General features: G+C 68.2%; 14 protein-coding genes and 1 pseudogene. 5 read left to right on the top strand and 10 right to left on the bottom strand.

Annotated elements, in window-relative coordinates; genetic code table 11:
• Nucleotides 1-17: 17 nt before the first annotated feature.
• Nucleotides 18-1403 (top strand): dihydrolipoyl dehydrogenase, encoded by a 1386-nt coding sequence (gene lpdA / locus NQK81_RS14050; RefSeq protein WP_257488541.1) that lies wholly within the window; start codon nucleotides 18-20, stop codon nucleotides 1401-1403.
• Nucleotides 1404-1923: 520 nt separating this feature from the next.
• On the opposite strand, the gene NQK81_RS14045 is transcribed toward lpdA, so the two are convergent.
• A complete protein-coding gene (locus NQK81_RS14045; protein WP_257488540.1) occupies nucleotides 1924-2295 on the bottom strand; it encodes a PH domain-containing protein in 372 nt (123 codons plus the stop codon).
• Between the two features lie 84 nt (nucleotides 2296-2379).
• Here NQK81_RS14045 and NQK81_RS14040 point away from each other — a divergent pair, with 84 nt between their 5' ends.
• Entirely contained in the window at nucleotides 2380-3150 is a 771-nt protein-coding gene (locus tag NQK81_RS14040) for an FHA domain-containing protein (RefSeq protein ID WP_257488539.1), read from the top strand.
• Nucleotides 3151-3169: 19 nt separating this feature from the next.
• Here the strand turns inward: NQK81_RS14040 and NQK81_RS14035 are convergent, their stop codons facing one another.
• The 3 genes from NQK81_RS14035 to NQK81_RS14025 all read right to left on the bottom strand — a co-directional run bounded on the left by NQK81_RS14035 (nucleotide 3170) and on the right by NQK81_RS14025 (nucleotide 5750).
• Nucleotides 3170-3466 carry a hypothetical protein gene (locus NQK81_RS14035; RefSeq protein ID WP_034312745.1) on the bottom strand — a complete coding sequence of 99 codons (297 nt, stop codon included), beginning with the start codon at nucleotides 3464-3466 and terminating at the stop codon, nucleotides 3170-3172.
• A 74-nt stretch (nucleotides 3467-3540) separates the two neighbouring features.
• On the bottom strand, nucleotides 3541-4620 hold the full coding sequence (locus tag NQK81_RS14030; RefSeq protein WP_257488538.1) for a winged helix DNA-binding domain-containing protein: 1080 nt from the start codon (nucleotides 4618-4620) through the stop codon (nucleotides 3541-3543).
• 2 nt (nucleotides 4621-4622) lie between these two features.
• Nucleotides 4623-5750, bottom strand: coding sequence for an epoxide hydrolase family protein (locus tag NQK81_RS14025; protein ID WP_257488537.1), 1128 nt, complete (start codon nucleotides 5748-5750; stop codon nucleotides 4623-4625).
• A 61-nt stretch (nucleotides 5751-5811) separates the two neighbouring features.
• On the opposite strand from NQK81_RS14025, the gene NQK81_RS14020 reads away from it, so the two are divergent.
• The gene (locus NQK81_RS14020; RefSeq protein ID WP_126735600.1) at nucleotides 5812-6765 is read left to right on the top strand and encodes a helix-turn-helix transcriptional regulator; all 954 of its coding nucleotides are present in this window, start codon (nucleotides 5812-5814) and stop codon (nucleotides 6763-6765) included.
• Here the strand turns inward: NQK81_RS14020 and NQK81_RS14015 are convergent.
• Entirely contained in the window at nucleotides 6743-7204 is a 462-nt protein-coding gene (locus tag NQK81_RS14015) for a GNAT family N-acetyltransferase (RefSeq protein WP_257488536.1), read from the bottom strand. The two genes, NQK81_RS14020 and NQK81_RS14015, sit on opposite strands and share 23 nt — an antisense overlap.
• A 99-nt stretch (nucleotides 7205-7303) precedes the next feature.
• On the opposite strand from NQK81_RS14015, the gene NQK81_RS14010 reads away from it, so the two are divergent.
• On the top strand, nucleotides 7304-8215 hold the full coding sequence (locus NQK81_RS14010; RefSeq protein WP_257488535.1) for an NADP-dependent oxidoreductase: 912 nt from the start codon (nucleotides 7304-7306) through the stop codon (nucleotides 8213-8215).
• A gap of 13 nt (nucleotides 8216-8228) precedes the next feature.
• Here the strand turns inward: NQK81_RS14010 and NQK81_RS14005 are convergent, their stop codons facing one another.
• Nucleotides 8229-8741, bottom strand: coding sequence for a hypothetical protein (locus tag NQK81_RS14005; RefSeq protein WP_257488534.1), 513 nt, complete (start codon nucleotides 8739-8741; stop codon nucleotides 8229-8231).
• Nucleotides 8742-8987: 246 nt separating this feature from the next.
• Between NQK81_RS14005 and NQK81_RS14000 the strand changes: the two are divergent.
• A pseudogene (locus tag NQK81_RS14000) lies at nucleotides 8988-10254 on the top strand (HNH endonuclease signature motif containing protein).
• Nucleotides 10255-10461: 207 nt separating this feature from the next.
• On the opposite strand, the gene NQK81_RS13995 reads toward NQK81_RS14000, so the two are convergent.
• From NQK81_RS13995 to pstC, 4 genes are all read right to left on the bottom strand, one after another.
• On the bottom strand, nucleotides 10462-12018 hold the full coding sequence (locus NQK81_RS13995; RefSeq protein ID WP_257488533.1) for a substrate-binding domain-containing protein: 1557 nt from the start codon (nucleotides 12016-12018) through the stop codon (nucleotides 10462-10464).
• Nucleotides 12015-12806 carry a phosphate ABC transporter ATP-binding protein gene (locus NQK81_RS13990; RefSeq protein ID WP_192746877.1) on the bottom strand — a complete coding sequence of 264 codons (792 nt, stop codon included), beginning with the start codon at nucleotides 12804-12806 and terminating at the stop codon, nucleotides 12015-12017. The genes NQK81_RS13995 and NQK81_RS13990 overlap by 4 nt, the downstream gene beginning before the upstream one ends.
• A 101-nt stretch (nucleotides 12807-12907) precedes the next feature.
• On the bottom strand, nucleotides 12908-14032 hold the full coding sequence (gene pstA / locus NQK81_RS13985; protein ID WP_257488532.1) for a phosphate ABC transporter permease PstA: 1125 nt from the start codon (nucleotides 14030-14032) through the stop codon (nucleotides 12908-12910).
• Nucleotides 14032-15021 (bottom strand): phosphate ABC transporter permease subunit PstC, encoded by a 990-nt coding sequence (gene pstC / locus NQK81_RS13980; protein WP_257488531.1) that lies wholly within the window; start codon nucleotides 15019-15021, stop codon nucleotides 14032-14034. Before pstC ends, pstA begins: the two co-directional genes overlap by 1 nt.
• Between the last annotated feature and the right edge of the window lie 9 nt (nucleotides 15022-15030).

Here is a 15030-nt window from a genome sequence, read left to right as displayed (position 1 = left end):
GGGGTAGGTTTCGAGGTATGAGTGCACACTATGACGTCGTTGTCCTGGGGGCCGGAGTCGGCGGTTACGTGGCGGCGATCCGGGCGTCGCAGCTGGGGCTGAGCGCGGCGGTCGTGGAGGAGAAATACTGGGGCGGTGTCTGCCTCAACGTCGGCTGCATCCCGTCGAAGGCACTGCTGCGCAACGCCGAACTCGCGCACATCGTGACCAAAGAGGCGAAGTCGTTCGGGATCCAGGTCGAGGGGAAGGTCAGCTTCGACTACCAGGCCGCCTTCGACCGCAGCCGCAAGGTCGCGGACGGGCGCGTCAAGGGCGTGCACTTCCTGATGAAGAAGAACAAGATCACCGAATACGACGGGCACGGCACCTTCCTCGACGCCAACACCATCGAGGTCAACGGCGAACGGGTCACCTTCGACCACTGCGTGATCGCCACCGGCGCCACCGCGCGCCTGCTGCCGGGCACCACGCGCAGCGACCGCGTGGTCACCTACGAACAGCAGATCATGGAAAACGAGCTGCCGGAGAGCATCGTCATCGCCGGCGCGGGCGCGATCGGCGTCGAATTCGCCTACGTGCTGCACAACTACGGCGTGAAGGTGACCATCGTCGAGTACCTCGACCGGATGGTCCCGCTCGAAGACGCCGAGGTCTCCGCGGAGCTCGCGCGCCGCTACCGGAAGCTCGGCATCGAGGTGCTGACGTCGACGAAGGTCGAGTCCATCGACGACACCGGCTCCAGCGTGCGCGTGACCGTGTCGAAGAACGGCGAGTCCCGGGTACTGGAAGCGGACAAGGTGTTGCAGGCCATCGGTTTCCAGCCGCGGGTCGAGGGATACGGCCTGGACAAGACCGGTGTCGAGCTGACCGAACGCGGCGCCATCGCCGTCGACGCGCGGGGCCGCACCAACGTCCCGCACATCTTCGCGATCGGCGACGTCACCGCGAAACTGATGCTCGCGCACGCGTCCGAGTCCATGGGCGTCGTCGCCGCCGAAACCATCGCGGGCGCCGAGACCATGGAACTCGACTTCGTCATGATCCCGCGCGCGACCTACTGCCAGCCGCAGATCGCCAGCTTCGGCTGGACCGAAGAACAGGCCCGCGAAAAGGGCTTCGACGTCCAGGTGGCGAAATTCCCCTTCACCGCCAACGGAAAGGCACACGGCCTCGGCGAGGCTGTCGGCTTCGTGAAGATCCTGAGCGACGCTACGCACGGCGAGCTGCTGGGCGCGCACCTGATCGGCCCCGAGGTGACCGAACTGCTGCCGGAGCTGACTTTGGCGCAGCAGTGGGACCTTACGGTGCACGAAATCTCGCGGAACGTGCACGCTCACCCGACTCTTGGGGAAGCGGTGAAGGAAGCCGTGCACGGCCTCGCGGGCCACATGATCAACATGTAAGGCCTCGTGAGTGGTAAGGAAGGTCAGAACCGTCCTTACCACTCACGAGCTGGTTCTGGCCGCACCGGCGGTTCCCCGTGATCCGGCGGACGACACGCGTGATCAGAAGGACGACACGCGTGACTGCATGGACGACACACGCGTGACGGGGTTCCGCAGCGAGTCGTCCGTCTGGTCACGCGAGTCGTCCGCCCAATCACGTGTGTCGTCCGTCCGATCACGTGAGATCGCCATTCGCGCACGACAGCGGATATCCGGGGCACGGTGGCTCTGGCGGCCCGAGCCACTCGCGACAGGCAGGCCGAAGGTGACCGGGCGTTGCGAAAGCCACTTTCGCAACCTTCAATGTTGCGAAAGTGGCTTTCGCAACGCCCAGAGCCGCCGGAAGCCGCAGGAGCCAGGTGGGTCGTGAGTGGCGATCAGGGTTAGAACCCGAATCGCCACTCACGACCCACCCGGCCCAACGCCCACCGCAGCCCACCCAGCCCAACGCAAGTAGTCGACTAAATGCGGGAGGGGGCTAAAGAGTGTGCGTGGCGATCAGTTGGCCGATCGCCCGGATGTCCGAGCCCCGGAACTCCAGCCGCACGTTTCCCAGCCCGCTGAACCAGAGGTCCAGCTCGGCGTCGAGGTCGAAGGTGCCCGCGGTTTCGATCGAGAAGGCCTGGATCCTGTTGTACGGCAGCGAGGTGAAGTCCTTCTTCTTGCCCGTCATGCCCTGGACGTTCACCGCGATCAGCCGCTTGTTCGTGAACACCACGAAGTCGCGCACCGCCTTGAACGACGAGAAGATCTCCTCGCCGGGGATGATGATCGGCTGCACCGTGGGCGCGATGTCCTTCGGCTTGCACGGCGTGAGCTTGAAGACGGTGTCCTTGGAGAAGTCAATCATGTACTCCAACATACGGATGAACGCGATATCGGGACCCGTCCCCGGCGGCGTCCCGCATACTGCCGGGCAACAGGAGGAGGCACGATGAAGCGGCTCACGACGACGCACGAGAGCCTGGCGCTCGGCGTGCCGCCGTCGGCTCCCGGCGCGGTGTTCGCGCTCACGCTCGCGGGTGGCGTGTCCGTCGACCCCGGCGAGGGCGGCGAGATCTCCTTCGGGCGCAACCGGCCCCAGGTCGACGTCTGCGTGGGGGAGAACGACCTGCAGGTCAGCCGCAGGCACGGGCTCCTGAACTTCACCGGCGGCCAATGGTGGGTCAGCAACACCGGCCAGCTGCCCATCCGCTTGCCGAATTCCCGCTGGCTGTCCCGCGGCGAGGAGCCGATCCCCCTGTCGGACGGCTACACGCCGCTGTTCGTCCGCGGTTCGGGCAGGCGGGAGCACCTGCTCGAGTTGTACGTCGCCGGGCCCGAGGGAGGACAGCCCGTCACCCGGCACGACGACGTCACCGTGCCGCCCCGCCGCTGGCGCCTCAGCGCGGAAGAACGTCTGGTCCTGGTCGTCTTCGGGCAGCGCTACCTGCTGCACGACCTCAATCCGCAGCCGTTGTCCCGCCAGCAGACGGCCGAGGTGCTCACCGAACTCCGGCCCGGTGAGACGTGGACCGCGCGCCGGGTCGAGCACGTCGTCATCGACGTCCGGACGCGGCTGTCCGCCGGCGGTGTTTTCGGCCTGCGGCGCGAGGAGGTCGGCGAGCCGGTCGGCAACGCGTTGAACGACAACCTGTTGCGAGAGCTCGTGTTGTCCACGACGCTCGTCCCGCCGGACCTCGCCCTGCTCGAAGCGCTCGACTGAGCGTGTCCACAGAGGACGGTCAGCTCACGCCTTCCATCGCCGTCTTGGCGACGTCGCTTCCTCTTTCCGCCTCACCCGCGACCTTCACCAACGCCGCGGTCGCCTGATCCCGGCTCTCTTCGGCCTTCACGCGTCCCGCCGAGGCCGCGTTCACGCCGAAGAAGGCGCCCACCACGGTGCCGATCACCGTTCCCGCCGCGGTGATCACCGCCGTGACGTCCGACGTGTTCGGGTACCGCCAGACCGCCGCGACCGCGATCACCGCGAGTGCGCTCAGCCCCGCCAGCACCGTCATGAACCCGTAGTTCTTGCTCATGGCCCGCTCCCTTCAGGCTCTTGGCGGCTGCTTCGCCCGAACGGCGCCCATCGTTACGGCGAAAGGCCGGACTGTTATCCGCCGATGCCGAAACGGACCTCGTGCGCCGAGCCCGGCACTACGAATTCCAGGAGCCGCGCGCCCTCCGCAGCGATCGAATCCTGATCCGGCAACGGCTTCCGCGATTCGATCGTCAGTGTCGCCCCTTTGATCGCCCAGATGGCCAGGAATTCACCATCGACGAGCAGGGTGCCCCGGCGGCCGCCGTTACCCGGAGGCAACGGCACGCGGCGGCCGTCGGGGATCACCCGCGCGCGGTCGGCGTGGGAGAGCAGGACGTTGTCGTACTCGGGCAGGAACCGGGGCGGCGCAGGGGTTTCCGGGTCGGGGCGCGGCGCGTCGGGAAGGTCGAACAGTTCCTTGCCCTCGACATCGGTGAAGGTGACCAGCTCGGGCCGCAGCCGCTCGAAGACCTCTTTCAAACGAGTCAGCCCCGACCAGACCTGCGCGTCACGGACGGTCGCCGGGCCGAACGCCGCGAGATAGCGCAGCACCAGGTCGTCGAGGGTGACGCCGTCTGTGATCGGTGCGCCGACCCAGTCTTCGAGCAGGGCGAACGCGGCCGGCCCGGTCTGGCCCCACAGGCCACGCGGCGTCACGTGGGCGAGGGGGAGCAGGCTGTTGACCGCGTAGCCGAGCGTCGGCAGGTCCGCGTCGGGCCACCGAGGCGCCAGCGCGGTCCGGATCTCGGCACGCGTGCGGGGCCGTTCGGCGAGCAGGGCCCGTCCCGCTTCGGCGATCGCGGCGAGGTCGAGTCCGGCGATCTCGCGTGAGTAGTGGCCGAGGAAACCGCGCTCGACCACCGGTTTGAGGGTGGGCCACCAGGCGAGGGCGTCCTCGGCCGTCACCAGGTGCACCGTGCCGCGCAGCAACGTCGTCCGGACGACTTCGCGGGCGGCCAGCGGTTTCGCCAGCTCGTCCGTCTGGAAATCCCGAAGCCGCGACCACAGCCCGACATACGAGGAGTCGGGGGCCTGCGCCTGGAGGCCGGCCAGCCGCTCGATCGCGGTAACAGCGGGAAGATCGGCGCGCTCGAGCAGGAACTGCCTGGCCAGGGTCGCGCGGTTGAGGGCCCGGGGGCTCAGCTGCTTCATCGTCAGACGCACTTTCGCAGGAAGGAACGGAGGTCTTCGGCGAACAGACCGGGGACCTCCATCGCCGGGAAATGGCCGCCGCTGTCGTACTCGGACCAGTGTTCCACCGGGCCGTCCTGGAGGCTCCGGATCGTGGTGTCCCCGGCGAAGACGGCGATCGCCCGCGGCGGCCCGGCGGGCGCTTCGTCCCAGCCGCCTTGCGACATTTGCCGATACACCTCCATACCTTCGTACACGGCGTGCGCGGAGGAAGCGCCCGCGCCGGTGAACCAGTACAGGCTGACCGCGGTCAGCAGGTGGTCGCGATCGACGGCGTCGTCCGGCAGGGCTTTGGCCGGATCGGTCCACTCGGCGAACTTCTCCACGATCCACGCGAGCTGGCCGGTGGGGGAGTCGTTCAGCGAATAGGCCAGCGTCTGCGGCCGGGTCGCCTGCAGGTGCAGGTAGCCGAGGCCGTCGGACTGGAACCGGTTGAAACGTTCGCCGCGCTCGCGATCCTTCTCGTCGAGACCGTCCAGCTCGACGGGCGGGCCGAACGGCATACCCGCGCTGGTCCCGGTGAGGTGCACGCCGGCCACGCGGTGCGGGGCGATCATCGACAGGATGCCCGCGACCCCGGCGCCCGCGTCGGTGCCGTGGACGCCGAAGCGCTCGTAGCCGAGGCGGTCCATCAGCGTGACCCACGCCTGGGCGACGCGGAACAGGTTGCCCCAGCCGGGGCCGCTCACCGGGTTCGAGAACCCGTAGCCGGGCAGGGACGGGACGACCAGGTGGAACTCGTCGCTCAGCTCTTCGACGACTCGCCGGAATTCGAACGGCGAGCTCGGCCAGCCGTGTGTGAGAACCACCGGCAGCGCGTCCGGGGCGGTCGAGCGGATGTGCAGGAAGTGGATGGTCTGGCCGTCGATCTCGGTGGTGAACTGCGGGAACTCGTTCAGCTCGGCTTCCTGGGCGCGCCAGTCGAAGCCGTCGGCCCAGTATTCGGCCAACCCCTTGAGGTACGCGACTGGGACGCCTCGGCTCCAGTCTCCGGTGACCTCGCGAGGCCAGCGGGTGCGGTGCAGGCGGTCATTGAGGTCGTCGAGTTCGGCCTGGTCGATGGCGATGCGGAAGGGCTTGATCTCGGTCATGGGGCTAGATTAGGAACGATTGCGGAAAGGTTCGTTCCGCGATTGCGGACAAGGTGGATTCATGGCGGAAACTTCGGCGAGACTGCTGCGACTCCTGTCGTTGCTGCAGGCCAGGCGCACTTGGACGGGCCCGGAACTGGCGGACCGGCTCGACGTCACGACCAGGACCATCCGGAACGACGTCGAGCGGCTTCGTGGTCTGGGCTATCCCGTCGATGCGACGCCCGGCGTCTCCGGGGGCTACAGCCTGGGCGCCGGCGCGGCGATGCCCCCGCTGCTGCTCGACGACGAGGAGGCCGTCGCGGTGGCGATGGGCCTGCGCACGGCCGCGGGCGGCACGATCGCGGGGATCGAGGAGACGTCGGTGCGCGCGCTGGCGAAACTGGAGCAGGTGCTGCCGTCGCGGCTACGGCACCGTGTCGCGGCGCTGAATTCCGCGACGCTCGCGGTGCAGGGCGGCGGGCCGACGGTCGACGCCGAGGTGCTCGCGGCCATCGCCGCCGCCTGCCGTGACCGCGAGACTCTGCGCTTCGATTACGTGGGACACAACGGATCCGAGACGCGGCGGCAGGTCGAGCCGCATCGCGTCGTGCATATGAGTCGCCGGTGGTACCTCGTCGGCTGGGACGTCGACAAACAGGACTGGCGCACGTTCCGTGCCGATCGGGTGCGGCCGCGCACGCCCAACGGACGACGTTTCGAGGAGCGCGAACCACCCGAAGGCGGCGTGATCGCCTACCTCCAGCGGGGCGTCGGCGCCGCGTTGTGGCGGCACCACGCCACGATCCGGCTGCACGCCCCGGCCGCCGAAGCCGCGGCGAAGGTGCCGCCCGCCGTCGTCGTCGAAGCCGTCGACGAGCGGACCTGCCTGCTCAAGGCCGGCGCGGACACGCTGGAGTACCTGGCGCTCTACCTCGGCCTGCTCGACGCCGACTTCGAGGTCGTCGACTCGCCGGAATTCGCCGGGCACCTGCGCAAACTGATCGGCCGGTTCAGTCGTGCGGTGGACGCTTGACGTCGAAGACCAGCTCCGGGCGCTCCCAGGTGATCTTCGGCGGGCTGGGCGGTACGACGCCGACACGGCGGGCACCCATCCGCTCGTAGAACCCGGCGGCAGGCGGATGGGAGACGACGCGGAGCTCGGTCATGCCGAGGTCCGCGGCCTGCCCGAGCATATGCTCCACCAGCCACGCGCCGATGCCCGTGCCCTGGGCCGAATCGGCGACGAACAGCAGGTCGAGCTCGGCCGGGTACTCGATCAGGCTGTAGAAACCGACCACTTTCCGCTGCGCGTGCGCGACGAACGCGGGATGGGTGGCGAGATAGTCCTCCGTGACCTGGTAGTTCTCGAGGATCGACGCGTACTCCCCTTGGTAGGCGGCCGATTCGTGCATCAGCGCCGTCAGCCTGCCGGCGTCGGAAGCGCTTGCCCTGGAGATGCGGTAGCTCGTCACGAGCGCAGCTTAGAACGTCACACCGACAGTTCTTGACCTCCAGCTATCTGGAGGTATGAGGCTGGGTTCCGACAGCTGGGGACGAACTGGAGGAACAAGATGAAAGCGGCCGCGTTCACGGAAGCCGGTGGCCCGGAAGTGCTCCGGGTGCTGGAGTTGGAGGAGCCGCACGCCGGGGCGGGGGAGGTCCGGGTGCGGGTGAAGGCGGCGGGGGTGCAGCCGTACGACGCGGCCGTGCGGGCGGGCTGGGAACCCGCGGGCCTGGAGCTGCGTTGGCCGCGTGTCCCGGGGAACGAGTTCGCCGGGGTCGTCGACGAGGTCGGTTCCGGGGGCACCGGCCTCGTCGCGGGGACCGAGGTGCTCGGCTTCACGGCCGTGCAGGCGTACGCCGAGTACATCGTGGTGCCCGCGGAGAACGTCACGCCGAAGCCGGCTGAGATGCCGTGGGAGGTCGCGGGCGGGTTCACGGCGGGCACGCAGACGGCGTACCTGGCACTGGACGCCCTGCGGGTCGCCCGCGGCGAGACGCTGCTGATCCACGGGGCGGCCGGCGCGGTGGGCACGGCCGCAGTCCAGCTCGCCACGCTGCGCGGGGCGAGGGTGATCGGGACGGCGAGCGAGGCGAACCAGGAGTACGTCCGCTCGCTCGGCGCCGAACCGGTCGTCTACGGCGACGGCCTCGCCGACCGGGTGCGCGCCCTCGCGCCGTCCGGAATCGACGCGGCGCTGGACGGGGCCGGCGGGGTCGCCTTCGACCTTTCGCTGGAGCTGGTCGGGGATCCGGACCGCGTGCTGACCCTGGTCGAGCACGGGCGCGCGCCCGAGGCCGGGGCGCGAGTGGTCACCGGGACCCGGTCGGCCGACCGGCTGGGGATGCTGGCGTCGTTGTACGTCAAGGGAGAACTGCGTTTCCTGGTGCGGCGGACGTATCCGTTCACCGAAGCCGCGGCGGCGCACCGGGAGATCGAGACCGGGCACGGGCGGGGGAAGGTCGTGCTGACCTTCCCGTGAGGTGTCGCCCCGGTCAGCCGCAGGAAACGCTGACGATCTTGACGGTCACCTTGGTTTTCGAGGACGGCGTCGAAAGCACCGAACGACGCACGGTCACGTCCGTCCCGACGAAACTGAGCGTATCCGTGACCGGACCCGATTCGTCGCCGGTGATGTCGTAAGTCATCGAGCACATTCCGTGGCTCAAAATGGTTTCCGCGGAACCTTTGTAGGTCAGGGTGGGTTCGACGACCACGTTGCAGCCGGCGGAGCCGAAGCATTTTTTGGAATAGGTCTTCAGATCGAGGGTGAAGTCCGCCGGAGTGAGCGGCGGCGGACTGGTCGTCGTCGGTGCCACATAGGCGGGCGGGGTCGTGCGGGTGGTGCTTTCGTAGGAGCCGTCGGCCAGGATCCAGCCGTTGACGCCTCGGCACGGCGGCTTGAGTGCCGAGTCCCGGCAAGGTGATGCGGTCGATTTCGACGCGACCTCCTTCCTGTCGCGTTCGTTGCCGAGTAGCACGAGCGCCATCGTCGCCGAGAGCGCCACGGCGACGATGGCGGCGGCGAGTATCCAAGGCCAGCGTCGGGGTTTGGCCGGACGTGCGGCCGGTTCGGGTGGGGTGTACATGGCGCGCTCCCGCTTTGTGGTGGCACTTGCCGGACGTACTCGCTCGATCCGCGCGCGGTGTTACAACACCTCCCGTCGATATCACCCTTTCGGTGGTAAATGAGCGCGCGCATTGTCGCTTAAAATTACGAACATCTGTTCGATTTTTTCGGGTATTATGGAGGTGTGTCCGAGACCTTCCTTCCCGAGTTGCCGCAGGAACTGTGGCGTGCCGGCAAGCTGGAGCTTGCCCATGGAGCTTGCCCATGGTGTGCAGCAGTCGTTGCAGGTGATTCGGATGGCTACCGCGGGTTTGGGGCGGTTTCTGGCGGAGGTCGAGTCCCGGGGCGCGAAAGACTTGTTCGGGCATGGCAGTACGGCGAGTTGGTTCGCGGAGATGGCGGGGTTGTCGCGGGCTGAGGCGGGTGCGGTGGTGAAGCGGGCGGTCGCTTTGAATCCGACCCGGGCTTTGGATGGCACGGAGGTTCCTCCGGTCGCGCCTGCGACCGCCGCGGTCGCCGCGGAGGGGTTGGTCGGGGATGAGCGGATCGATCAGATTCTGGAGATCTTGAAGAGACTCCCCGCCGACACCTCCGCCGAAGATAAGGCGGTCGCGGAGAAGATCCTCGCCGAGTTGGCCCCGACCGCCGGTCCGCAGCAGCTCGCCAAGACTGAGGCGAACCTGCTGGGCTGGCTGGACCCCGACGGCAACGAACCCCAAGACCCCGAACCCAAACAACCACGCCGCGAAATCACCCTCGAGCGGCGCAGGGACGGCTTCTGGAAACTCACCGGCCTCCTCGATGACGAGACCGGTGCCCGCACCGCCGCCGCGCTGGAGGCCTACGCCCAACCACGGCCAGTCGACGAGTTCGGCCAAGCCGACCTGCGGATGAAGTGCGAACGCCTGGGCGACGCCTGGGCCGAACTCCTCGACCTAGCCATCGCGTGCCCGGACCAGCCCGGAACCAGCGGCTACCGCACCCTCGTGCACGTCACCATCGGACTCGACGAGCTGAAATCCGGCCTCGGCACCGCGTGCCTGGATTTCGTCGGCACGATGACCGCGCGGGAAGCCCGGCTGGCGGCCTGCGACTGTCTGATGTTGCCGGTCGTGATGAGCGCCGCCGGAGAACCCCTCGACGTGGGACGACTCAGACGATTCGTCACCCCAGGCCAGAGACGCGCGTTGAACATCCGGGACGGCGGCTGCGCCTTCCCCGGCTGCCATCGGAAACCCAAGAACTGTCACGCCCATCATATTGAGCACTGGGTGGACGGCGGGCCGACGGATCTTCGGAATCTGGTGCTGCTGTGCGGATTCCACCACCGGCTGATCCACCACGGTGACTGGGAAGTACGGATGGCGGCCGATGGGTTACCGGAGTTCATCCCGCCGCAGTACCGGGATCCGCTCCGACAACCCCGCCGCAACACCCTGCACCGCGTCTGAGCACCGAGGAGCCCGCCCGCCACACCGGCGACGGGCCTCTCGGCATGCCCGACATAGGCCAGGACCGGCGACTGTGTGGATTCTGGGACATCTGACGTCCAAAATCCACACAGTCCGTGGCCGATCAGAGAATCTCTGGACTCGCCGCCACCTCGGCAACGAAGACTGCCGCCACGCGTGCCCGCGTGGGTGTGGATCTCGGCATCGTTAAGTCCCTCGCAGCTTCCGGATCACCCCGCGCACCACGAGCGGAGTCACGATCGCCAGGAACAACACCAGCGCCGCCCAGCCCCCGAAACCGCCGAACCCGCCCTCGTCGTAGGACGCCGGTGCGGCTTCCCGCCAGTTCTTCGAGCCGCCGCCCGCCGATTCCTCGTCGGGGCTCGCCGTCGCGGTCGCGGTCTTGTCGCCGGTGGCCGGGCCGTTCGCGGGCCCGGCCGACTTGCTCGGTCCGCCCGCACCCGGCCCGGCCGCGGGTTTGCCGTTCGGGGCGATGATCCCGGCGGTCACCAGCGGGTCGGGCGGGCTGGTGGCGCCCGCGCCGAGACTGCCGCGGAAGGTCGGGTTGGCGCAGTTACTCGCGTTCAGCTGCTTCGGCGGCTGCCCGGTGAGCCGCGAGTTGGAGTTCATGATCTCCTGCGACAGGTTCGGCGGCAACGGCGAGTAACCGATCCGGGCCATGTTGATCTGGCCGTCGCACGCGACGTGTTCGAGGAACGCGGTCATCGTGTCGGTCTTGCCCTGGTCGCCATAGCCGCCGCGGCAGGTGTCCCGGCCGCTCGTGCACGGCATCATGATGTAGGAGTACGCCGAAATCGGGTACGTCTTCGGATCCGCGTTCGAGTAGACCTTGTCGAGTTTCTGGCTGAGGTCCGGGCGGAGTTCCGCGTGCTTCAGCGCGGAGGCGATGTTCTCCGCGTAGGGCTGCGTGTACTGCCCCGCGCCGTTCTGCACCCATGCCGACGGCACGTTGTGGCGCTGCGCGTAGGCGAATTCGTCGTAGGCGATGGAGAACGGGATGGTCGCTTTCCCGATGGCCTGCGCGATCTGGTCCGAGTCCGCGAGCAGCCGGTACCAGTCGGCGTCCGGTCCTCGTTCGGGCAGCTGGATCGGGCGCACCCCGGCGGGCAGGCTGCCCATCCCGTTGCCGACGTTGCGGGCGACGAAACGCTGGTACGCGTCGGGTGCCGCGTGCGCGACGAAGTCGTAGAACAGCGCCGTCGTCCCGGACTGCCCGGTCCGCCCGACCAGCGTGATGGGCTGGTCCGGCAGCGACTTCCCGCCGTTGGTCGCGGTGATCGCCGGATCGCTCCAGCGAGTGATGTCCCGGCTGAAGATCCGGCCGATCACCTCACGGGTCAGGTGCAGGTAGTCGACCCGCTTCCCGGCCTGGTCGGTGACGTTGTACATGACGGCGACCGCGCCGGCGACGTCCGGGACGTACTGGTAGCCGCGGGTCTGCGCGGTCACGCCGCCACCGCCCGCCGCGAGCAGCGAGGAGACCTCGGCCTCGGTCCCGCCGAAGTCGACCGTCCGATCGCCGTACTGGTTGACCCCGGCGGGTGAGTTGGTCGCCGAGTAGTTGACCGGGATACCCCGCGACGTCGCGCCGTTCTGCCAGTCGGTCATCGCCACACCGACATAGCTGGACCCCGAGCCCGTGACCCTGCTGAGCGCCGCCGCGCCGGGCGCGCCCGCCACGGAGATCGAGAGCAGCAGCGCCGAGATCCCGCCCAAAGCGCCCACTCTGCGCAAGGTCGTCATCCGAATCGCCCGTTCACGTAGTCGTAGGTGCGTTCATCCGACGGCGCGTTGAAGATCGTGTCCGTCGGACCGTGTTCGATCACCCGGCCGGGTTCGTTCTCGGCCGCGAGGAAGAACGCGCAGTGATCCGAAACCCGTTGGGCCTGCTGCATGTTGTGCGTGACGATCACGACGGTCACCTCGTGCCCGATCTCGGCGATCGTCTGCTCGATCCGCCGGGTCGACGTGGGGTCGAGGGCGGAGCAGGGCTCGTCCATCAGGAGCACGTTCGGCTGCACCGCGAGCGAACGGGCGATGCAGAGCCGCTGCTGCTGCCCACCGGAGAGGGCGCCGCCGGGCGAGCTCAGCCGGTCGCGGACCTCACGCCACAGCCCGGCGCGTTCGAGACTCTGCTCCACCAGCGCGTTCTTGTCGTCGCATTTGACGCCGGCGAGTTTCAGCCCGGCGAGCACGTTGTCGCGAATGGACATCGCCGGGAACGGGTTCGGCTTCTGGAACACCATGCCGATACGCAGCCGGACCTGCTGCGGCCGGGTTCCGTCGGCGTAGATGTCCTGCCCGTCCAGCAGGACTTCGCCGGTCAGCGACGCGGACGGGACGAGCTCGTGCATCCGGTTGAGGATGCGCAGGAAGGTCGACTTGCCGCAGCCCGACGGTCCGATCAGCGCGGTCACCTCTTTGGCGGGCATCCGCAACGACACGCCTTCGAGGACCAGCCGGTCGCCGAACCAGGCGCCGATTTCGCGCGACTCGAGTTCCGCCGCGCCGGGAGGCGGGCCGCCGGTCAAAGTGACCTGAGGCCTGCCCTCCGCGTCGCGGGGGGTGAGATAGCCGGTGGAGTACGGGTTTTCCCCGCTATCGTCCACAGTGGACAATTCGGTGGTGTCGGTCACCGGTTCTCCTTCGTTCTTTTCGCCTTGCGCTTCGACCGGTCGCGTCCGACGATCCTGGCGATCGCGAACAGGCCGAAGATGAGCAGGATCAGCACGAGCGCGCCGACGTAACCGCGCTGCTGGACGTTCTCCAGCGGCTGCTTGATGAAGCGGAAGATGAACAGCGGGATGCTCTCCTGCGGCGCGGAGAACGGGTTGGCGTTCATCGCGAGCGAGCCGAACGAGGTGAACAGCAGTGGGGCCGTTTCGCCCGCCACCCTGGCGATGCCGAGGATCACGGCGGTGGTGACGCCGGTGCGCGCGGTGGGCAGCACGACCGACCACACCGTCCGCGCCCGGCTCGCGCCGAGTGCCAGCGACGCCTCGCGCAGGCCGTCCGGGACCAGCCGGAGCACCACGTCCACGGTCCGCGTCACCGTTGGCAGCATGACCATCGTCAGTGCCAGGGTGGCCATCAAACCGTTGTAGCTGAACAGTCCCACGCCCGCCTGGATACCCGGGATGATCAGCGCCGCGTAGATGAACAGGCCGGCCACGATGGACGGGAGACCGCTCATCGCGTCGACCATGATCCGCACCGGGCGGCGGAACCGCGACCGGGTCTCGTTCAGGAAGATCGCGGTGAGCACGCCCAGCGGAACGACGAACACCAGGGTCAGCGCGGTCTGCTGAAGGGTGCCGACCACCGCGTGCAGACCGCCGGTCGCGGTGACCGGATCGGTCGGCGCGACCGCGGACATGTCGTGGGTGAAGAAGCCGAGGCGTAGATACGGCGCGCCCTCGATCACGATGTAGGTCAACAGGAACAGCAACGGGACGAGCAGGGTGAGCGCCCCGGAGACCACGATCGTCGAGACGAGCCGGTCCGACGCGGCGAGCCTGCCGAGGCGGTCGCGGGTGACCAGGTAGAGCATCGCCAGGTACAGCAGGTAGGCGACGATCAGATCCGCCAGCCAGCCGGGTGAATCCAGCAGCAGATGCATGACGAACCAGGTGAGCAGGGTTGCCGACACCGCGCAGCCGAGCGCCGCCAGCCGATCCTGCCGGGTGGTCTCCGACGGGCGGCGTTTGACGAGTTTGCGCGGGCCGGACGAGACCGGGGGAGTGACTGTCGTGGTCATCAGGCATCCACTCCCGCACCGGATCGGCTCTTGGAGATGATCACCGATGCGGTGAAGTTCGTGGCCAGGGTGAAGACGAACAGCACCAGCCCCGCCGCCATCAGCCCGGACAGGAAGAGCCCCGAGGCGCCGGAGTTGTTGGCGATGAACCCGGAGATGGTCGCGCCACCGAACTGGAGGATGTGCTTAGTGATCTCCGGAACCTGGGGCAGCAGCAGGGAAACGGCGATCGTCTCGCCGAGCGCGCGGCCCAGTCCAAGCATCGAGCCGCCGATGATGCCGCCCCTGCCGAAGGGCAGCATGACCGTTTTGACCATCCCCCAACGGGTACTGCCCAGTGCGAGCGCGGCTTCCTTTTCCCCGGGCGGAGTCTGCGCGAAGACCTCGCGGATCACCGAGGTCGTGATCGGGAGGACCATCAGGGACACCACCAGCCCGGCGATGAACATGGACTGGATGTAGAGCGTGTTCTCCTTGGACGCGAACAAGGGGAACCAGCCGAGATTCTCGGTCAGCCACGTCGAAACCGGGACGATCTGCGGGCCGAGGAAGCTGAATCCCCACAGGCCGTACAACAGGCTGGGAATGGCGGCGAGCAGGTCGACGAGGCCGGTGAGGAAGCCGCGGATCCGGCCGCTGGAGTACTCGGTGATGAACAGCGCCGCGAGGATGCTCAGCGGCACGGCGACCAGGACCGCGATGAGCGCGACCACGATCGTCCCGTAGAGCAGTCCCAGCACACCGAGGACGCCGGAGGCCGGGTCGAACCGGATGGTGGTGAAGAACCCGAAACCGCTGTTGTCGAAGGCGGGCCCGGACCGGTAGACCAGGAAGAAGCCGATGACCAGAAGGATTCCCAGCATGGCCAGCCCGGCGCCGGTGGTGACCCGGCGGAACGCCCGGTCGGCCCGGGAAAGGACTTCGTTGATCGCCCGTCGCACCAGGGTTCCCGGTGGGGACGGGTCGGGCCGGGGTGGCGCGACGGTCACGAGCGGCCT

This window comes from Amycolatopsis roodepoortensis (genome assembly GCF_024628825.1).
Taxonomy (GTDB): domain Bacteria; phylum Actinomycetota; class Actinomycetes; order Mycobacteriales; family Pseudonocardiaceae; genus Amycolatopsis; species Amycolatopsis roodepoortensis.
This window is presented reverse-complemented; position numbering and strand designations above follow the sequence as displayed.